Origin of the sequence: Corallococcus praedator, assembly GCF_003612125.1 — a bacterium.
Taxonomy (GTDB): Bacteria; Myxococcota; Myxococcia; order Myxococcales; family Myxococcaceae; genus Corallococcus; species Corallococcus praedator.
On sequence record NZ_RAWI01000043.1, the window covers coordinates 1 to 18,551 of the forward strand.

The following is an 18,551-nucleotide window of genomic DNA, read 5'->3' on the forward strand; positions in this document are numbered from 1 at the left end:
GACGGGGGCGGGCGGGTGCTGGTGACGTCGCGCTCGCTGCGCGGCTTGCTCTTCTCCACGCGCAGCGTCTTGCTGCCGTGCTGCTTGCCGTTGAGGGCCTCGAAGCCCGTCGAGTCTGCCTCCGCGACGAAGACGTACGCGAACGTGGGGCGCAGCTCCGCGCGCACCATCTTGCCCACCGGGGCGCCCGCGTCCTCCATCGCCGTGGCGATGCTGCCCGGCCCCAGGCCGTCGGCGGTCCCCAGGTTCACCCAGAGCTTCACCTCGCCCGGGCCCGGCTCCAGCGCGGCGGACGACACCGGCGCGCCACGGCCGCGCTCACCCCGGTCCTCGCGGCGGGGCTCGTCGCGGCGCGGACGGCGCTCACGCTCAGCGGACTCCGCGCGCGGGGCGGGACGCTCCGTGCGCTCACCCCGGTCCTCGCGGCGGGGAGGACGCTCACGCTCGCGCTCGCGGTCCTTGCCCCGGCGCTCCAGGGGCTTTCTCTGCTCCACCGGCTCGCGCTTCTCCGTCTCACCGGCGGCCTGCGCCTTCTCCATGCGCAGGTGGCTGAAGAAGTACTTGATGAGGAACGCGATGAGGTCGTCCGCGTCGCTGCGCGTCTTGAGCTGCGACGCCAGGGGCAGGAAGCCCTCGAAGATGCTGGAGCCCGTCGCCTCGCGGATCTCCCGCACGTGGCGCTCGGTCCACAGGTGCATGGCCTCTTCCGGGGCCGGCATCTCGCGCATCTCGAACTTGATGCCGAACTTCTTCTCCAGCACGGAGAAGGTCGCCAGCTCGCGCCCGGAGAAGAGGTTGATGGCGGTGCCCTTGTTGCCGATGCGGCCGGTGCGGCCCACGCGGTGCAGGTACACGGCCGGGTCCTCCGGCAGGGAGTAGTTGATGACGTACTCCAGCCCGGAGATGTCGATGCCGCGCGCCGCGATGTCCGTGGCGACCATGAAGGCCACCTCGCCGCGCTTCACCTTGCCCATCACCCGCTCGCGCTCCTTCTGCGGCAGGTCTCCGTTGAGCAATTCCGCGTCGAAGCCGTTGCGGTTGAGCACCGCCGTCACCAGCGCCGTGTCATCCCGCGTGTTGCAGAAGATGATGGCGTTGGAGGGCTCTTCCTTCTCCAGGATGTAGATGAGGTTGCGCGGCTTGGGGAACTGATCCGACACGTCGTAGCGGATGTGGTGGATGTGCTCCACCGTGAAGACGTCGCCGGACAACAGCAGCGTCTCCGCGTTCGTCGTGTAGCGCGCGATGAGGTTCTGGATGTCCGTGGGGACGGTGGCGCTGAAGAGCAGCACCTGGCGCGTCTTCGGAAGACGGTCGAGGATCCGCGTCACCTCCTCGTAGAAGCCCTGGTTCAGCATCTCGTCGGCTTCATCGAGGATGGCGTGGTCGCAGGCGTCCAGCTTCAGGTTGCCGCGGTTGATGTGGTCGAAGACGCGGCCGGGGGTGCCCACGATGATGGGCGTGCCCTCTTCCAGCGCGTCCTCCTGCTGCTTCATGGAGGCGCCGCCGTAGATGGCCGCCACCTTCACGCCCTTGTACTTGGCGAGCGTGGTGAGCTCCTCCGCCACCTGCAGCGCCAGCTCGCGCGTGGGGCAGAGGATGAGGGCGCGCACGCGCTTCTCATCGGGGGAAATCTTTTCCAGCAGGGGCAGGCCGAAGGCGGCCGTCTTGCCCGTGCCCGTCTTGCTGCGGACGATCAGGTCCTTGCCCGCCATCGCGGGGCCGAAGGCCTTGGCCTGGACAGGGGTGGGATTCGTGTAGCCGCGATCCGCCAGCGCGCGGCGGAGGGGCTCGGAGAGGTTCATGTCTTCGAAGCTGATGTCCGCGATGTACTCGCCGGGACGCGTCGGGGCTTCGTCAGGCGCCGGGGCTCCCGGCGTGGGCTCTTGGATGTCGCTCATCAGGCATGGGCATAGCCCCTGCATTACCCTCTGGCAACAATCGCGGCACTTTGGGGTATGGAGCGCGCATGGCGAATGGGAGGAAGAGAACCAATAGTCCGGCCCCCAAGGCCCGCGCGAAGCGGGCATCAGCCCCCGTCCGCCCGGACGCCGCCCGGGAGGAATCCGGGGTGGAAGCCGAGGAGGGAGAGGCCCTGGATCCGGACTCCCTGGAGCCGGACCTGGCGGAACTGAACGAAGCAGAAGCGGAAATCGAGGAACCCGCGCCCCGCGCCGCCCGGGTGCCCGCGAAGGCCGCGGCCCTGGTGCGCGCGGAGAGCGCGTCCGCCCTCACCAACCGCGACCCGCTCCAGGCCTACATGGCCGAGGTGACGCGCCACCCGCTGCTCACCCGCGAGGAGGAGCATCAGCTGGCCAAGGACTACCAGGCCACGGGGGACGTGCGGGCGGCCTACCGGCTGGTGGCCTCCAACCTGAGGCTGGTGGTGAAGCTGGCGCACGAGTACCACCGCAACCCGCTGTCGCTCCTGGACCTGGTGCAGGAGGGCAACATCGGGCTGATGCAGGCGGTGAAGAAGTACGACCCGGACCGGGGCGTGAAGCTCAGCAGCTACGCCGCCTGGTGGATCCGCGCGTACATCCTCCGCTACATCATGGACAACTGGAAGATGGTGAAGCTGGGCACCACCGAGGCCCAGCGCAAGCTCTTCTTCAAGCTGCGCCAGGAGCAGGACAAGCTCATCTCCCAGGGCTTCGAGGCCAGCCCGCGCCTGCTGGCCGAGCGCCTCAACGTCACCGAGCAGGACGTCGTGGAGATGGACCAGCGGCTGGGCCACGACGAGCTGTCCATCGACGCGCCGCTGGGCAACGACGGGGACTCCGGCGGCACGCGCGCGGACCGCTACCTGCCGTCCACCGCGGTGCCCGCCGACGAACGCCTGGGCAGCGAACAGCTCAAGGCCCTCTTCCGGGAGAACCTGAACGCGTTCGCCCAGACGCTGGAGGGCAAGGAGCTCTACATCTTCGAGCACCGCCTCACCGCGGACGAACCGCTCACGCTCCAGGACATCGGAGACAAGTACGGCGTCAGCCGCGAGCGGGCCCGGCAGATTGAAGCGGCCCTCATCAACCGGATGCGCGAGTTCATGCGCGAGCGCATCCCGGACTTCGACATGGTGGCGGTGCCCAAGGGCTGAAGGCAGCCCCCGGGCGCCGGCCCCGGCCGCTACTTCCAGGGCCGGGAGATGATGCAGGCGTTGATGCCGCCCACGCCCATGGACAGCTTGCCCGAGCACCCCTCGGGCGCCGGCTCCTCGTGGTCGAACACGAAGTGCTTGTGCACCTTGGCGATCTGCTTGTTGAGCTCCGGGGCCGCCAGGGGCGTGGGGTAGACCTTGCCCTGTTCGGCGCCCAGGTACTGCGCCGTGAGCTCCCAGCCGCCGCCCGCGGACATGCCGTGGCCGAAGGTGCCCTTGCGCGCGGTGATGAGCACCGAGTCGGGCAGCACGTCGCGCAGGTTCTGCACCTCCAGGAAGTCGCCCGGGGTGGCGGTGGCGTGCAGGTCCCAGCTGCCCACGTCCTTGGGCTCGCAGCCGGCGGAGGCGAGCGCCTCGCGGATGGCCAGCGTGGGGCCTTCCTTGGACGGGGTGATGATGTGGTCGGCGTCCGCGGTGACGCCCACCGCGACGGGCTCCAGGCCCAGCGCCTTGTAGCCCTTCTGGGTGAAGTGCTCGTAGTCGCCCACCACCCACACCACCGCGCCTCCGGCGATGTGCGTGCCGCGCAGCGCGGTGAGGGGCTTGGACACGGCGGCGTCCGCGGAGATGACGCGCGCGTTGTAGAAGCCGCCCACCACCAGCGGGTTGGGCGCCGCGTCCGTCATGCCCAGCACCACCGCCTTGGCCTCGCCCAGGCGGATGGCGTTCATCGCGAGCTTCAGGCCGTAGCCGAACGACGAGCACGCGGCCACGGGCGCGAACGTCATGCCCGTAATCTGCCCCAGCATGGAGACCTGCGAGGCGGGCGTGTTGTGGATGTTCCACAGCACGTTGGAGGACACCGCGTTCCAGGGGGGCTCCGGGGAGCTCCACTTCTTCTGCAGGCGCGCGTTGCGCGTGCGCTTCTCCTTGATGACGGCGAGCTTGGCGGACTCCACGTCGCCCTCGTCGGGCACGCCCATGGCTTCAATCTCGCGCAGCTCCTCCAGGTACTCGCGCAGCTCCGGCGAGCGGCCGGCCCAGAAGTGCCACCAGTCGTCCTCCGCCTTGTCGCGCTCCACCTCCTCGATGGTGGAGGGCTCCGGGGGCATGCCGGGCAGGGCCTCGCGCGTCTCGCGCCACGCGCGCACGGCGCTGTTGTGCTCGGGGCTGGCCCAGAAGCGGTCCCACCGGCGCTGGGCGCGGTAGAGGTCCAGGGAGATGTTCTGGATGGTGGGCAGGTCGCCCAGGCCGGTGCCCACGTAGACGTGCGCGCGGGCGCCCAGGTCCTGGAGCTCCTTCTCGATGCCGGGGTTCTGCGACAGCGACTGGATGAAGGCGCCGATGGCGTACTGCGTGGGCTGCCCCATCTTCCGCTCCAACTGGGAGAAGCGGCTGCCGGGAAAGCGCGCGTCGATCCACGGCTTGTAGTCGGCCAGGTTGAAGGTGGGGTTGCCGACGAGGAAGTTGTCCGGACCGAAGCCGTTGAAGGGGGTCAGCCAGGTCTCGGAGGACGCGAGGTTCTTCGCGAACGCCTCGATGTTGGGGGAACGCGGGGCAACCACGCCCCAGCCGAAGATTCCGACTCTGCGCACGGGTGTTTCCTTCGCCGCCGGGGGGAAGACTACAGCGGCTGGATCTTGAGGTTGTCGAAGTGGACGCGCGTCTGCCAGCCCGAGAAACCGAAGTACCGGTTGCGCGGGCCGTAGAGGGGAGAGGCGTCCTGGAGGGACAGGAAGGGCTTGCCGTCCACTTCCCACGACAGGAGTCCATCCCGCCGGGTGATGCGGAAGTGGAAGCGCTGGCCGGGGGTGACCACCGCGCCGTCGCGCACGGCGCGGTCGTTGGTGTGCTCGTGCTGGCGGGCGATGACGGACTGGGTGTTGCGCCAGCCGCCGAAGATGAAGACGTAGCCGGTGGCGGTGTACTGCAGGCGCGGGTCCCCCGCGTAGAAGGAGCGGCCGTCGCCCCAGGCCTCCACCTTCATGTCGCCGTCGGCGCTGTCGGCCCAGGCGTCGAACTCGATGGAGGCGTTCTGGGGCAGGGGCTTCTTGAGCCACATGGGGCGGTTGCCCACGCCCTGCACCACCAGCGCGCCGTCTTCAATCTTCACGGCGGCGGGGTTCGTCACGTTCCACGCGTCGCCAATCGTGGCGCGGTTGAAGTCGTCCTCGGAGGGGCCCGCGGGCAGCTCGGGCTCCTGCTTCATGGCCGTGGCGGGCATGGAGTCCGGCGTGCCGATGCGCAGGTTGTCGAAGAACAGCTGCGACTCCCAGCCGGACAGGCCCAGCCGGTCATGCCCCTTGCCCTTGAAGGGGAACGGGTCATCCAGCTCCGCCACGAGCGTGCCGTCAATGGCCCACTTGAGCACGTTGCCGCGCCGCTCGATGCGCCAGTGGTACACGCGGCCGGACTGCACGGGGGCGCCCACGCGGGACTCCACGCGCATGGCGGTGTCCTTCTTGAAGACGCCGGTGGCGACGAGGTCCGCGCCCTGGCCGCCGCCCTTCTCCGCGATGCGGGCCGCGCGGCGCTGGAGCGCGTCCAGCGCGGGCGCGTTGATGTCACGCCGGGCGATGACGGACAGGCTGTTGTTCCACCCGCCCTGCACCAGCACGTAGCCGGAGGCCGGGTCGCGCCCGTTGCCGAACAGCTCCACGCGGATGTCGCCGTCGGGGTACTCCGGGCGCACGTCGAACTCCACCGCCACGTCGTCCGGCAGCGCGGCCTGGAGCCACAGCGGGTTGTTCTTGGGCGCGGGGCCCAGAAGCTCCCCGTTCGTCACGCGCCAGAAGGCGCCGGTGGAGAAGAAGTCGCGGGCGACGATGCCCGGGTCGTTGAAGGACTGCGCGTAGGGGAGGGTGGCGGTGATGTCCGCCTGCCCCCGGAAGAGCGCGTAGTGGATGAGCGGGAACTGGAGGAGGACGACGATGCCGGCGAGGACGGCCCAGCCCCTGCGGGTGAGCCCGTCAGGCTTCCGCCACGCCTCGGCGGGGGAGGCCCCGGGAGCGGGCGGCAGGGGCGCCGCCGTGGGGGACTCGACCTGCTTCTCCTTGTCCTTGCGGCTGGCCTGGCCCATCGATGCTCGGGGAACTCCGGGGGAAATGGCGGCGGAATGTACGCCCCGGCCCCCCCGGCGTAAAGGATTGCCGGGAGGGGACTACTTGACCCCCCACCGCTTCTCGAGCGCCCGCTGCTCCGCCTGGCGCAGCTTCTGCTTCTCGCGCTCGGCCTTGCGTTGATCCGACTCCTCGGGCGTGGGGCGCACGGCGAGCTGATAGACGCTGCCGGCCAGGGCGAAGAGCAGGGCCGCGATGATGACGCCCCAGGGACGGCTGGCCACGGCCTCCACCACGCCGCCGAACTGGTGCAGCGCCGCGAGCGCGCCAATCACGAACAGCCACGCGCCCACCGCGGAGGCGACGATGCCGCTCACCTGCCGGTGCAGCAGCGCGCCCACGATGCCGCCCACGATGAAGCCCGGGCCGAAGCCGAGCAGGAAGTCGTTCTGCCCGGCGATCTGCCCCGCGACGAGGCCCAGGGGCACGCCCACGCCCACGAAGGTGATGGCGGGTGGGAAGAGGAAGCCCACCGCCATGAGTCCCGCGGCCACGAAGGTGGGCAGGCGCGGATCCAGCTCCATCATCCCCAGCTTCTGGGTGATGGCGCCCGTCCACACGAGGCCCAGCACCGCGCCCACGGGGCCAGCGACCAGACGGAACATCCGGCCTCCGCCCGCGAGCAGCAGCACCACGCCCACGGCCGCGAGCACGACGCCGGCCCACATGGGCAACAGCCGGTAGATGCCCACCCAGCCGGAGGGGTTGAAGGTCTGGTAGGACTTGAGCGCCTGGAGGAAGCCTTCCATGGCGCGTCATCCTACCGACATTGGCCGCTAGGAATAGCGGGTCAGCGCGAGCGCCAGCAGGACGGCCAGGATGACGGCGCCCAGCAGGGCGAAGCCGTAGAGGGCGCGGGGCGTGGCGGTGGCGCGCAGGAGGTCCTCGGCCCGCTCGCGGTCTTCCGGGGAGGGGGCCTGCGCCAGGATGCGCCGGGCGTCCTGGCGGGCGCCCACCACGTCCCCGGCGTCCTTGCGGGCCCAGGCCGCGCGCACTTCGTCGGAGCCGGGGGCGCCGGGCCCTGGGGGCGTCTGTCCGCCTTTCGCCATGGCGCGCGTCTATACCAGGGAATGTGGACACCCGCCGACGGTATAAGCACGTCTCCATGCCCGTGCGGTCCCTGTCCCGTCGAAGCCTCCTGCTCGCCACGTCCGCGCTCGTCCCGCTGCTGTCCCGGCGTGCGTCCGCCTTTGGCGAGAAGAGCCGGTTCATCCCCGCCGTGGCCCGGCACGGAGGCCGCTGGGACGGACGGCTGTCCGGCCTGCGGCGCCTTGCGTGGGAGCTGCAGCGGCGCACGTCCGTGGAGGTGGTGCCGGACGCGCGCCCGTTCGCGCTCAGCAGCCAGGACCTGTTCGAATACCCCTTCCTGTACTTCGGGGGGGACGGGGCCTTCCCGCCGCTGACGGACGCGGAGGTGACGAACCTGCGCCGCTACCTCACGTACGGCGGCTTCGTGTTCGGGGACGCCAACGACGGCAGCGACGGGGACGGCTTCGATGCCAGCTTCCGCCGGGAGATGGCGCGCGTGCTGCCGCAGAATCCGCTGAAGGAGACGCCGGGGACGCACGTCGTCTTCAAGTCCTTCTTCCTGTTGGATGCGGCGCCCGGGCGGCTCTTGCACAAGCCGCTGCCGCTGGTGGCGAGCGTGGGCAAGCGCGCGGCGGTCATCTATTCGCAGAACGACGTGGCGGGCGCGTGGAGCCGCAGCGAGTCCGGCGACTACGAGTTCGACGTGTCCCCCGGCGGCGAGCCGCAGCGCGAGCTGGCCATCCGCCTGGGCATCAACCTGTGCATGTACGCGCTGTGTCTGGACTACAAGGACGATGCGGTGCACCTGCCCCTCATCCTCAACAAGCGGCGCTGAAGGACCCTGGCGCGCGACCGAATGAACTCCCCGTCCTTCAACGCGTGGAAGCTCGTCAGCCTTTCGCCCCTGCCGGTGTGGGCGCTGGTGTTGTTGGCGGTGGGGCTCGTCGCCGGCATCGCGCTGGCGGCCTGGGGCGTGCGCCGGGAGCCGTCGCGTGGCCGGCGGCTGCTCTTGTGGGGGCTGCGCCTGGGCGCGGGCCTGGCTGCGTTCTTCTTCCTCCTGGAGCCCGGCATCCGGCACCTGCAGGTGGCGCGGATGAAGAACCGCGTGGCGGTGCTGGTGGACCGCTCGGCGTCCATGAACTTCCCGTCGGAGCCGGGCGGGCCCACGCGCAGCGCGCAGGTGGCGGCGTTCCTGGAGAAGGCCGCGCCCACGTTCGCGTCCTGGAAGGACCGCTTCACGGTGGAGGTGTACGGGGTGGACCCGGAGCTGTCCCCGGTGACGCCGGCGCAATTGGGCAGCGAGCCCGCGCGCGCGGGGACGACGGACCTGCTCGCGGCGCTGCGGTCCGCGTCGGCGGCGGGGCAGGGGTCGCGCAAATTGTCCGGGGTGCTGCTGTTCAGCGACGGCGCGGACAACGCGGAGTTGAAGGCCGGGGCGGTGGGCCGGGCTCGGGCGGCGCTGACGGACCTGGGCGTGCCGGTGTCCACGTTCCTGGTGGGGCAGGAGGCGCTGAAGGACCTGGCGGTGGAGGGCCTGAAGGTGGACGACTTCGCCTTCGTGCGCAACTCGCTCACGGTGGAGGTGGAGATCCACGGCCGGGGCTTCGCGGGCCAGGACATCCCGGTGGTGCTCAGCCAGGAGGGCAAGACGGTCGCGAACAAGCTGGTGCGGATGACGACCGCCGACGACGTGAAGCCTGTGTCCTTCACCTTCACGCCGGACCAGACGGGCCGGTTCGTCTACACGGTGACGGTGCCCACGTTCCCGGATGAGGCCGTGAGCGAGAACAACAGCCGGTCGTTCACGCTGAAGGTGATCCGCGACCGGGTGCGCGTGCTGCTGGTGGTGGGCCGGCCTTCGTGGGACGAGCGGTTCCTGCGCGGGCTGCTCAAGCAGGACGCGAACGTGGACCTGGTGTCGTTCTACATCCTGCGCACGCTGTCGGACGACCCGGGGGTGACGAACGAGCGCGAGCTGTCGCTCATCCCGTTCCCGATGGAGGAGATCTTCGACACGAAGCTGCACACGTTCGACGTCGTCATCTTCCAGAACTTCGGTTACTCGGACCCTTCGCTGTCCATCGCGGAGTACGAGCGCAACCTGGAGCGCTACATCCATGAGGGTGGCGCGTTCGTGATGATTGGCGGCGACAGCGTGCTGGGCGAGGGCCGCGCCAGCATGCCCACGCTGATGGAGGCGCTGCCGGTGGAAGCGGCGGGGCCGGCGAACCCGGAGCCCTTCAAGCCCCGGCTGACGCCGGAGGGGTTGCGGCATCCGGTGACGTCCATTGGAACGGGCGCGGCGAGCACGGAAGGCACGTGGGGCGAGCTGGCGCCGATTCCGGGCGCGAACCTGACGCGGGCGCGGCAGGGCGCGACGGTGTTGATGGACCACCCGTTCGCGACGGTGGATGGGAAGAACGCGCCGCTGGTGTCGGTGTGGGACTACGGGCGGGGGCGGGCGATGGTGGTGGCCACGGACGCGACGTGGTCGTGGGCGTTCACGGCGCACCGGGATGGTTCGCCGAACCGCGCGTATGACCGCTTCTGGGGCAATGCCTTGCGGTGGTTGGTGCGCGACCCGGACCTGACGACGCTGAAGGTGACGGCGGACCCTCCGTCGGTGGAGCCGGGGCGTCCGGTGGGCGTGGTGGTGCAGGCGCGGATGGCGGACTACCAGCCGGCGCAGGACGCGCAGGTGCGGGTGGAGCTGTTCTCGGTGGCGACGCAGAAGCCGGTGGCGGTGCAGACGGGCACCACGGGGGCGGACGGCGTGGTGCGGCTGGAGTTCGCGCCGCCGGCACCGGGGCCGTACAAGCTGCTCGCGTCGGCGAAGAAGGGCGACACGGACCTGGGCAAGGGCGAGGACGCGGTGGCGGTGCGCGCGGTGGGCCCGGAGCTGTCGGACGCGTCGGTGCGGCCGCAGTTGATGGAGCAGATCGCCAGCGTCACGGAGGGCAAGGCGTACAAGCTGCCGATGGACGGGCTGCCGGACGTGCCGCTGTTGGATCCGCCGGTGGTGGAGGTGGGGCGCGCGAAGGACCAGCCGCTGTGGGATCGCTGGTACTACCTGGTGGCGCTCATCGCCCTGCTCGGCGCGGAGTGGTTCGCGCGGCGGCGGTTCGGGTACGTGTGAGGCGGCATGTTCTCCGCCTGCTGGGCTCGCCGGTGTCGCTACACGCCTCGGGTGAGCCGAGCCGTGTCCAGGCCGTCTTCGATTTCAAGTTTCCGTGCCCGAGCGGCAATCCGTTGCAGTGGGGCCAGCATCCCCATCACGGCGCGTCCCAGGGCGAACTCTACGAACGGGCGTTGGGCATCAAGAGGGCGCGCCTCGTGGCGCCAGGATACGGAGTCCAGTGATGTCTCCGTCGTGGCCGCGCATCCGCCTCCATGGGCATGACGGGGATGCGAGCATCCTCCGTGTGCGGGACGGCCTGGGCGCGGCGTTCTACCTGCGCAGTTCCCACGATGACGTGAAGGAGTCCGTGGCGCGGGTGCTGGAAACGTATCGTCGCGCCATCGCCCCACACACCCTGGGCTGGTACGCGGATGATGAAGGGAACTGGCAGCCGTTGGACGCGAGCGGCTGGCGCTTCATCGAACAGCGGTTGTCCTCACCGCGCGCCGCCGGGGTCTCCCTGTTGGAAGATGCGGAGACGATGACGGGCTATCGGTTCAGCTACCACGGACGGTGGTTGGGCCATCCGCTTCATCTGAACAGTCCAACCGTAACGTCCGCGGTGGGATTCGGGTTGCCTGCGGAAGACCCGAGCGCGGAGTTGCTCCGAAAGGTGTCCCTGGAGATGGCCACGCTGCTGCCCTTCGACTCAGGGCACGCGGGCTTGTGCTTCCAGTTCGACGAGGAGGCCCTGGGGCTGACCGAAGGCATCCGACCGCTGGCCTTCCTCTACCCCGGGCTGGACGTCCCGGAGCTGCGGCGGGATTCGCTGCGGATCGGCACCCGGCTTCGGGGAACGCATTGGATGACGTTCCTGGGACCGACCGTGCTTGCCGACGTGGGCGGCGTCGATGCCTTGCGCACGCGGCTTCGTTCTCCGGGGACCACCGTCAAATCGCTAGCGTCAGGACGTGCGGTGGTGACGCTCGGCGAACAACCCCTCACAGGGGATTCACGACAGGGCGAAACGATGGAGGCCTATCGCGAGCTGTCCCGGCTCCTGGAGCCCTGGATGGACCTGGACCGTGAGGCCTGGGATGGCTTCTCGGAAGAGGACATGCGGCGCTGGGAGCGCCGCTTCCTGGATTGAACCCAGGCCATGCTTCGCGGGGCCTGGCGTGCCCCGCGAAGCAGTGACTCGTGACTCCTACTTCTCCGCGACGCCGCAGGCGATGCGGCCGCCGGCGTCACCGGTGGGGTCGGTGTGGTAGTCGTCCAGCTTGGCGTGCACCACGACGGCGGAGCCGTCCTTGTCGAACATCGACTTCAGCTTGAGGCCCTGGGCGAAGACGTCGAACTGCACCTTGCCGTCCGCGGGGACGTAGAGGTTCGGCAGGTCGCCCTCGTGCTTGCCCTTGGGCGACATCACGCCGTGCTGCTTCTTCGACGGGTTGAAGTGGCCGCCCGCCGTCTTGAAGTCCGGCGCCTCGCACGTGCCCGTCTCGTGGATGTGGATGGCGTGCTCGCCCGCGGGCAGGTTCGTCAGCGTGCCCTTCACCAGCACGCCGGCCGGGCCCTGCTCGAAGGTCACCGTACCCACGTCCTTGCCCTGGGCGTCCTTCAGCGTCGCCTTCGCCGTCTCGCCCGGCTTGGGCGCGGGCTTCTTGGCCGCTTCCGTCGCCGCCGGAGCCGTGGCGGCCGGAGTCCCCGCATCCTGGGCCAGGGCGGGCGTGGTGGTCAGGGCAGCGGCAATCAGCAGGGCGCGAATCGTCATGGGTTCCAAGGCTCCAGGAAGGAGGGTTACGAAACGCCGCGACACTACCCGCCGCACGGCCCCATCGCAGGAGAATGTCCACCCCCCCGCGCGTCGGGTGATGGGGAGTCATCACTCCGGCAGGCTTCCCTCCAGCGGCACCGGCACCACCCGGGAAGCCCCGAACGCGGGCGCCCACACCCGCTGCACCGCCGCCCCGTTCAGGAAGCGCATCACCGCGCGGAACGCCTCCGCCGGGCCTCCCAGCGTCTCGGCCCAGGCCTGACCCCGGGGCGACAGGTTGGGCACCCTGGGGCCCAACTCCTCGCACGACTCGGCGCTCCGGGTGATGCCCAGGCCTTCGTCCCGCACACGCTGGGGCACGTACAGCGGCGCGAACCTCGCGTGCCGGTGATCGTGCACGCAGCCGGGCTCCTCCAGCAGCGCCGCGGACAGGGGCAGCTCCCGCACGTTGAAGAGCAGCTTCACCGCGTCGTGGTGCGGATCATACGGGCCGCGCAGCCGGTGGTCCCCTCGCGGAATCAAGCGCCGGTCCAGGTAGCAGAACGCTCGCGCTTCGGGCGGCAGCGCGCCCCGGTGCCGGGCTCCGCCGTAGCGGAAGAACGGGCGCACGTGGCACGGGTCCACCTCCAGCGCCGGGCCCTGCTTCAACGCCCGCAGCTTGGGCAGCAGCCCGGGCTCCAGGCCGTACTCCCGCGCGAAGTCCTCCAGCGTGTCCTCCGTCGCGGCCGCGAAGGCCCGCAGGCGCGCGAGCAGCCGCTCCGCGTCCGCGTCCACCAGCAGCTCGTCGAAGCGCGTCTTCACCCCGGGCAGACTCACCGGGATGAGCGTGGTGAGCAGCTCGCCCCGCGCCCTCCAGTCCGCGTCCAGCACCGCGGCCTCCTGGGCGATGGGGGACAGCCGCCACTCGGGCGGCTCCGGCGTGAAGCACTGGCCCACGCCCTTGTGCTCGTAGCGCGGGGGCGGGGCCTCGCTTCCGGAGCGCGACGTCCACACCGTGATGCACGTGCGCACCTGCGTGCCCGTGAAGATGCCCGGCCCCAGGTCCACCACCTCGCGCAGGTGCAGCGCATCCAGCAGGGCACGGCGCAGCGGCGCGTAGATGAACGACTCCAGCAGGCTCGCGGGCGTGATGAAGGCCAGCGCTCCCGGATGCGTCGCCAGGCGCTTCATGGCGACGAGCAGGAAGAAGGCGAAGTCATCCCGCAGGCTGGTGCCGTGCGGCATCGCCAGGGGCACCAGGGCCCTCAGGCGCGCGTAGGCGTCCGCGTCCTTCAGCACCGGCGACGTGCCGTTGTAGGGCGGGTTTCCCACCCATAACTCGGTGTGCCCTTCCGGCGTCCCCGCGAGCAGGGGCTCCAGCCCGCCTCGCAGCGCGTCGCCCACGCGAACGTCCGCGCCCGGCACCCGGGCCTGACACAGGCGAGCGACCCCCGCGTCCAGCTCCAGGCCGCACAGCCTCGCGTCCGGCCGGTGCCGCGCCGCCGCCGCGAGGAAGGCCCCCGCGCCACAGGCCGGGTCCACCACCGTGAGCGGGCCCTGGCCCACGTGCCCGAGCGCGAGCGCCAGGGTGCGCTCCACGATGGGCGCGGGCGTGTAGAACGCGCCCACCGCCTTGCGGTTGATGCCGGGGAACTGGTGGACCAGCAGCTCCTCGTCCACCTCGGGCGTGTCGATGGCGCGGGGCATGCCCGGCCATCCTAGCCAGTTTCACCCTCGGTGCCGGGCGGGGTCCAATCCAGGGCCGTCCCACACCGCTTGCAGAAGCGCGCATCCGGGTCATGACCCTGTGCGCCACAGCCCGGGCAGGCCTGGGTGTCCACGTGCTGACGCGTGGCGGCAGCCAGCTCCACCGACACGATGCCCGTGGGCACCGCGATGATGCCGTAGCCCATCACCATCAGGATGGACGCGAGGAACTGCCCGGTGACCGTCTTGGGCGTGATGTCCCCGAAGCCCACCGTCGTCATCGTCACGATGGCCCAGTACATGGAGCGGGGGATGCTGTCGAAGCCGTTCGCCTCGCCCTCCACCATGTACATGAGCGCGCCCATGATGACGTCGATGCTCAGCACCGTGCCCAGGAAGACGATGATCTTCGGGCGGCTGGCGCGCAGGGCCGTCAGCAGCACCTCCGCCTGCCCCAGCAGGTGTCCCAGCTTGAGGATGCGGAAGACGCGCAGGAGGCGCAGCACGCGCACCACCAGCAGCGTCTGCGCCCCGGGGAACACCACGCTCAGGAACGACGGCAACAGCGCCATCAGGTCCACGATGCCGAAGAAGCTGCGCGCGTAGTGCAGGGGTCGGCGCACCGCGATGAGCCGCAGCACGTACTCCAGCGCGAAGAGCACGGTGAAGATCCACTCAGCCACGTGCAGCGCGTCGCTGTAGTGCGTGCGCACCTGCGACACGCTCTCCAGCATCACCGCGGCCACGCTGAACACGATGGCCCACAGCAGGGCCACGTCGAACACCTTCCCCGCCGGGGTGTCCGCTTCGAAGATGACGGTGTGCAGGCGGGCGCGGAAGCCGCCCACGGGGCTCTGCTCGGAAGGCCGGTTCACGGCCGCGCAGCTTAGGCGCAATCCTCCCTCCGTCGAGGATGGTGGGGGCCACGTCCCAGGGAGGGCGGTTTCGCGCCGGAACGTTCACGACCCTCCCTGGTCCTGGACCCGCGGGCGCGTTGCCGTCACCGGCTCCCGGGTCCACCGTTCCTGGCTTCCATTTCCGTGGAGCGGAGGCTTTCCGGCGCAATGCGAATCGTCGAAATGATGCCTACGTGGGGGCTCGCCCTGGGGGTGCTGGCATTGCTCTATCTGAGCCTGGAAGCCGGCTATTGGCTCAGCCACCGCAAGTCAGGGATGGACGACGTGTCGGCGCTCCAGGCTTCGGTGCTCGGCCTGGTGGCGCTCCTGCTCGCCTTCTCCTTCTCCATGGCCTCTGACCGGTACACGCTGCGCCGCGACCTCGTCGTCAAGGAGGCGAACGCTATTGGCACGTTCTACCTGCGCACGGACTTCTTCCCCGAACCCACGCGCGGCGAGATGCGGACCCGGTTGCGCCGTTACACCGACATCCGGCTGGAGGGCTACGAGGCCGCGGGGAATCCGGAGCTCTTCGAGCAACTGCTCCAGGAATCGAATGCGCTCCAGGACGAGCTCTGGTCCCTGCTGAAAGGCGTGGCGCCACAGACCCCGACCGCGGTCCTGACCCTCTCCACCGAGGCCCTCAACGACCTGATTGACGTCTCCGGGGAGCGCCTGGCGTCAGCCCGCAACATCATTCCGAACACCATCTTCGCCCTGCTGCTCGTCGGGATGCTCGGCTCGGCGATGCTCCTGGGCTTCCGGCCGGATACGCGCAATCGGGGCGGCATCCCCTGGCTCATCTTCGTGGTGATCCTCACCGCCGTGATGTTCACCCTCGTGGACCTGGATGTCCCCCTGCGCGGACGCATCCGTTCCGATCAAAAACCGCTGAGGGACCTCCAGCAGCAACTGCGCTCCATGCCCTGACGCTCTCACTGCAATCGGCGTGGACGCCGTCCGTTCAGGAGACATGCGGACCCTGAAAGACATCCCGAAGCGCGCCCCCCTCTGCCTGCTGGGTCTGGGCCTCGCGCTGACTGCGGGCCTGGCCACCGCGGAGGAGGAAGCACCTCCCACGCCCCAGGCCGTCATGCGCGAGGCGCGCCGCAGCGTGCTCCCGGACGGCATCGAGAAGGCGGAGGCGGTCCGCATCGGTGGCATCGACCAGTGGATTTCGGTCCGGGGACGCCACCGGGACAACCCGCTGCTGCTCTTCCTGCACGGAGGCCCGGGCTTCACGTCCCTGCCGTCCTCCTACTTCTACCAGGGCGAATGGGAGGAGTTCTTCACCGTCGCGCACTGGGACCAGCGGGGCGCGGGGAAGACGCACGCGCTCAACGCCCCGGACAAGGTGCGCCCCACCCTGACCGTGGACCGCATGGTGGCCGACGCGGAGGAGGTGGTCGGCTACCTGCGCAAGACCTACGGCAAGAAGCGCATCGTGCTCGTGGGACACAGTTGGGGGACCGTGCTCGGGGTGAAGCTCGCGCAGCGCCATCCGGAATGGTTCGACGCCTATGTCGGCATCGGCCAGGTCGTGGACGTCCCCCGGAACGAAGCGCTGGGCTACGAGGCCACGCTCCAGGCGGCTCGCGCGGATGGGAACGCGAAGGCCGTCGCGGAGCTGGAAGCGCTCGCGCCCTTTCCGGATCCGAAGGATGCCGCGCGCCAGTTGGTGAACCTGCCGAAGGAGCGCCGGTGGCTGTCGCGCTATGAGAGCTACAACTGGCGCGACCGGAGCTGGCACGGCGCGGAGGTCTGGCGCTTCAGCCCGGACGTCACGCAGAAGGACCTCCAGGCGCGGGATGAGGGCCTGGACGCAAGCTTCGTGGCGCTCTGGGGTGCCATCTCCCAGGTGGACTTCACGCCGGTGAAGCGCTTCGCGTGCCCGGTGTTCCTCTTTCACGGGCGGCATGACCTCACCACGTCCGCGCGCCTCATCGAGCCCTGGTACGACGCACTCCAGGCCCCCTCGAAGAAGCTCGTCTGGTTCGAGGACTCCGCCCACATGGTGCACGAGGAGGAGCCCGGCAAGGTGCTCGTCCGACTCGTGCAGGACGTGCTTCCCCTGACTCGGGGGAAGTAGCGCTTCTGCCTTGGAAGAAGAGAGGACGGAACCCGGGCCCCTTTGGAAACACCCGGGTTCCGTCCCTGTCCCCCACGTCGAGGAAGAAACCGTGGAGGACCGCCGAGCAGCCTTCAAACCTTGTGCGGAGCCTCCGGGATGCCGGGCGGCACCGAGCCCGCCACGCCGGGCGGCGTCACCACCGGGGGCGGAACCAGCGCGCCCACGTGCATGCGGTGCTGCACCTCCGCGAACCGCCGTGACGCCTCCGCCTCCGGCGACAGCAGCGACACCACCCAGCCCACCAGGAACGACAGCGGGATGGTCACGAGCCCCGGGTTCTTCAGCGGGAAGGGCGCCGACGCGTGCCCCAAGAGCTCCACCTGCACCGTGGGCGACAGGAAGATGAGCAGCACCGCGCTGAAGGCGCCCGTCAGCATGCTCGCCACCGCGCCGCGCGTGGTGAAGCCCTTCCACAGCATGGACAAGAGCAGCGCCGGGAAGTTCGCGCTCGCCGCGATGGCGAACGCCAGGCCCACCATGAAGGCCACGTTCTGCCCCTTGAACACGACGCCCAGGATGATGGCCAGCACGCCCAGCAGCAAGCTCGCCAGCCGCGCCACCTTGAGCTGTTCGGCCTCCGGCGCGTGGCCCTTGCGCACGACGTGCGACCACAGGTCATGGGACAGCGCCGCCGCGCCCGACAGCGTCAGGCCCGCCACCACCGCGAGGATCGTCGCGAAGGACACCGCGGCGATGAAGCCCAGGAAGCCCGTGCCGCCCACCACTTCCGCGAGCATGGGCGCCGCCATGTTGCCGCCCTTGTCCACCGCCGTGATGCCCTGCCGGCCCACCAGCACCGCCGCGCCGAAGCCCAGCACGAACGTCACCAGGTAGAAGAAGCCGATGAGGCCCGTGGCGTAGAACACGCTCGTGCGCGCCGCCTTCGCGTTGGGCACCGTGTAGAAGCGCATCAGGATGTGCGGCAGGCCCGCCGTGCCGAACATCAGCGCCACGCCCAGGGAGATGGTCTCCAGCGGGTTGGCCACCAGCTTGCCCGGGGCCAGCACCTCCGGCCCGTACATCTTCGCCGCCTCGTTGAAGAGCGCCGCCGGGTTCATGCCGAACTTCCACAGCACCGCCACCGCCAGGGCGGACGCGCCGCCCAGGAGCAGCACCGCCTTGACGATCTGCACCCACGTCGTGGCGATCATCCCGCCGAACAGCACGTAGAGGATCATCACCGCGCCCACGATGACCACGGCCATCTCATACGAGAGGCCGAAGAGCAGGTGGATGAGGTTGCCCGCGCCCACCATCTGGGCAATCAGATAGAAGACGACGACGGTGAGCGTGCCCACCGCGGCGGACAGGCGCACCGGGGTCTGCTTCAGCCGGTAGGCCACCGCGTCCGCGAAGGTGTACTTGCCCAGGTTGCGCAGGGGCTCCGCGATGAGGAACGTCACCACCGGCCAGCCCACCAGCCAGCCCACCGAATAGATGAGCCCGTCGAAGCCGGACGTGGCCACGAGCCCCGCGATGCCCAGGAAGCTCGCGGCGCTCATGAAGTCGCCCGCCAGCGCGAAGCCGTTCTGCACCGCGCTGATGTTGCCGCCGGCGGCGAAGAACTCGGAGGTCGTCTTCGTGCGGCGCGCGGCCCAGTAGGTGATGGCCAGCGTGATGCTGACGAAGATGAGGAAGAAGACGATGGCCGTCGTGTTGGGCTGGCCAATCTGGGAGCCCGCGGTCGAGGGATTCATG

Annotated in this window: 15 protein-coding genes; 6 read left to right on the plus strand and 9 right to left on the minus strand. The window is 69.9% G+C overall.

Annotated features, from left to right (window positions below):
• Positions 1-1,901 (minus strand): DEAD/DEAH box helicase (locus D7Y13_RS08360; RefSeq protein ID WP_120630655.1); only part of this gene is annotated, 1,901 nt, incomplete at its 3' end.
• Positions 1,902-1,969: 68 nt separating this feature from the next.
• Here D7Y13_RS08360 and D7Y13_RS08365 point away from each other — a divergent pair.
• Positions 1,970-3,097, plus strand: a complete 1,128-nt coding sequence (locus D7Y13_RS08365; RefSeq protein WP_120532830.1) for a sigma-70 family RNA polymerase sigma factor — start codon at positions 1,970-1,972, stop codon at positions 3,095-3,097.
• Positions 3,098-3,126: 29 nt separating this feature from the next.
• On the opposite strand, the gene D7Y13_RS08370 is transcribed toward D7Y13_RS08365, so the two are convergent.
• From D7Y13_RS08370 to D7Y13_RS08385, 4 genes are all read right to left on the minus strand, one after another.
• On the minus strand, positions 3,127-4,692 hold the full coding sequence (locus D7Y13_RS08370; protein WP_120532829.1) for a beta-ketoacyl synthase N-terminal-like domain-containing protein: 1,566 nt from the start codon (positions 4,690-4,692) through the stop codon (positions 3,127-3,129).
• A 29-nt stretch (positions 4,693-4,721) separates the two neighbouring features.
• Complete coding sequence (locus D7Y13_RS08375; protein WP_120582873.1) at positions 4,722-6,176, minus strand: DUF6250 domain-containing protein; 1,455 nt, start codon at positions 6,174-6,176, stop codon at positions 4,722-4,724.
• 81 nt (positions 6,177-6,257) lie between these two features.
• Positions 6,258-6,965 carry a hypothetical protein gene (locus D7Y13_RS08380; RefSeq protein ID WP_120532827.1) on the minus strand — a complete coding sequence of 236 codons (708 nt, stop codon included), beginning with the start codon at positions 6,963-6,965 and terminating at the stop codon, positions 6,258-6,260.
• Positions 6,966-6,992: 27 nt separating this feature from the next.
• A complete protein-coding gene (locus D7Y13_RS08385; protein WP_120532826.1) occupies positions 6,993-7,265 on the minus strand; it encodes a molecular chaperone DnaJ in 273 nt (90 codons plus the stop codon).
• Between the two features lie 56 nt (positions 7,266-7,321).
• On the opposite strand from D7Y13_RS08385, the gene D7Y13_RS08390 reads away from it, so the two are divergent.
• The 3 genes from D7Y13_RS08390 to D7Y13_RS08400 all read left to right on the plus strand — a co-directional run bounded on the left by D7Y13_RS08390 (position 7,322) and on the right by D7Y13_RS08400 (position 11,513).
• Positions 7,322-8,080: a DUF4159 domain-containing protein gene (locus tag D7Y13_RS08390; protein ID WP_120532825.1), complete on the plus strand. Its 759-nt coding sequence runs from the start codon at positions 7,322-7,324 to the stop codon at positions 8,078-8,080.
• Between the two features lie 21 nt (positions 8,081-8,101).
• Positions 8,102-10,381: a glutamine amidotransferase gene (locus D7Y13_RS08395; protein ID WP_120582872.1), complete on the plus strand. Its 2,280-nt coding sequence runs from the start codon at positions 8,102-8,104 to the stop codon at positions 10,379-10,381.
• A 223-nt stretch (positions 10,382-10,604) separates the two neighbouring features.
• The gene (locus D7Y13_RS08400) at positions 10,605-11,513 is read left to right on the plus strand and encodes a type VI immunity family protein (RefSeq protein WP_120532823.1); all 909 of its coding nucleotides are present in this window, start codon (positions 10,605-10,607) and stop codon (positions 11,511-11,513) included.
• Between the two features lie 57 nt (positions 11,514-11,570).
• On the opposite strand, the gene D7Y13_RS08405 is transcribed toward D7Y13_RS08400, so the two are convergent.
• The 3 genes from D7Y13_RS08405 to D7Y13_RS08415 form a co-directional block, all read right to left on the minus strand.
• Positions 11,571-12,137 carry a superoxide dismutase family protein gene (locus D7Y13_RS08405; RefSeq protein ID WP_120532822.1) on the minus strand — a complete coding sequence of 189 codons (567 nt, stop codon included), beginning with the start codon at positions 12,135-12,137 and terminating at the stop codon, positions 11,571-11,573.
• Positions 12,138-12,248: 111 nt separating this feature from the next.
• Positions 12,249-13,826 (minus strand): N-6 DNA methylase, encoded by a 1,578-nt coding sequence (locus tag D7Y13_RS08410; RefSeq protein ID WP_120532821.1) that lies wholly within the window; start codon positions 13,824-13,826, stop codon positions 12,249-12,251.
• 11 nt (positions 13,827-13,837) lie between these two features.
• Positions 13,838-14,701 carry an ion transporter gene (locus D7Y13_RS08415; protein WP_120532820.1) on the minus strand — a complete coding sequence of 288 codons (864 nt, stop codon included), beginning with the start codon at positions 14,699-14,701 and terminating at the stop codon, positions 13,838-13,840.
• A 189-nt stretch (positions 14,702-14,890) separates the two neighbouring features.
• Between D7Y13_RS08415 and D7Y13_RS08420 the strand changes: the two genes are divergently transcribed.
• Both D7Y13_RS08420 and D7Y13_RS08425 read left to right on the plus strand, forming a co-directional pair.
• Complete coding sequence (locus tag D7Y13_RS08420; RefSeq protein WP_120532819.1) at positions 14,891-15,652, plus strand: bestrophin-like domain; 762 nt, start codon at positions 14,891-14,893, stop codon at positions 15,650-15,652.
• Between the two features lie 43 nt (positions 15,653-15,695).
• Positions 15,696-16,811, plus strand: coding sequence for an alpha/beta fold hydrolase (locus D7Y13_RS08425; RefSeq protein ID WP_120532818.1), 1,116 nt, complete (start codon positions 15,696-15,698; stop codon positions 16,809-16,811).
• A gap of 113 nt (positions 16,812-16,924) precedes the next feature.
• Here the strand turns inward: D7Y13_RS08425 and D7Y13_RS08430 are convergent, their stop codons facing one another.
• A complete protein-coding gene (locus D7Y13_RS08430; protein ID WP_120582871.1) occupies positions 16,925-18,550 on the minus strand; it encodes a sodium:solute symporter family transporter in 1,626 nt (541 codons plus the stop codon).
• Position 18,551 lies beyond the last annotated feature (1 nt).

What these genes read in the sequence shown, in the direction of transcription:
- D7Y13_RS08390 (WP_120532825.1), top strand. Translation starts at nt 7,322, where the DNA reads ATGCCCGTGCGGTCCCTGTCCCGTCGAAGCCTCCTGCTCGCCACGTCC.
- D7Y13_RS08375 (WP_120582873.1), bottom strand. Translation starts at nt 6,176, where the DNA reads ATGGGCCAGGCCAGCCGCAAGGACAAGGAGAAGCAGGTCGAGTCCCCC.
- D7Y13_RS08425 (WP_120532818.1), top strand. Translation starts at nt 15,696, where the DNA reads ATGCGGACCCTGAAAGACATCCCGAAGCGCGCCCCCCTCTGCCTGCTG.
- D7Y13_RS08400 (WP_120532823.1), top strand. Translation starts at nt 10,605, where the DNA reads ATGTCTCCGTCGTGGCCGCGCATCCGCCTCCATGGGCATGACGGGGAT.
- D7Y13_RS08365 (WP_120532830.1), top strand. Translation starts at nt 1,970, where the DNA reads ATGGCGAATGGGAGGAAGAGAACCAATAGTCCGGCCCCCAAGGCCCGC.
- D7Y13_RS08430 (WP_120582871.1), bottom strand. Translation starts at nt 18,550, where the DNA reads ATGAATCCCTCGACCGCGGGCTCCCAGATTGGCCAGCCCAACACGACG.
- D7Y13_RS08380 (WP_120532827.1), bottom strand. Translation starts at nt 6,965, where the DNA reads ATGGAAGGCTTCCTCCAGGCGCTCAAGTCCTACCAGACCTTCAACCCC.
- D7Y13_RS08420 (WP_120532819.1), top strand. Translation starts at nt 14,891, where the DNA reads ATGCGAATCGTCGAAATGATGCCTACGTGGGGGCTCGCCCTGGGGGTG.
- D7Y13_RS08410 (WP_120532821.1), bottom strand. Translation starts at nt 13,826, where the DNA reads ATGCCCCGCGCCATCGACACGCCCGAGGTGGACGAGGAGCTGCTGGTC.
- D7Y13_RS08385 (WP_120532826.1), bottom strand. Translation starts at nt 7,265, where the DNA reads ATGGCGAAAGGCGGACAGACGCCCCCAGGGCCCGGCGCCCCCGGCTCC.
- D7Y13_RS08405 (WP_120532822.1), bottom strand. Translation starts at nt 12,137, where the DNA reads ATGACGATTCGCGCCCTGCTGATTGCCGCTGCCCTGACCACCACGCCC.
- D7Y13_RS08395 (WP_120582872.1), top strand. Translation starts at nt 8,102, where the DNA reads ATGAACTCCCCGTCCTTCAACGCGTGGAAGCTCGTCAGCCTTTCGCCC.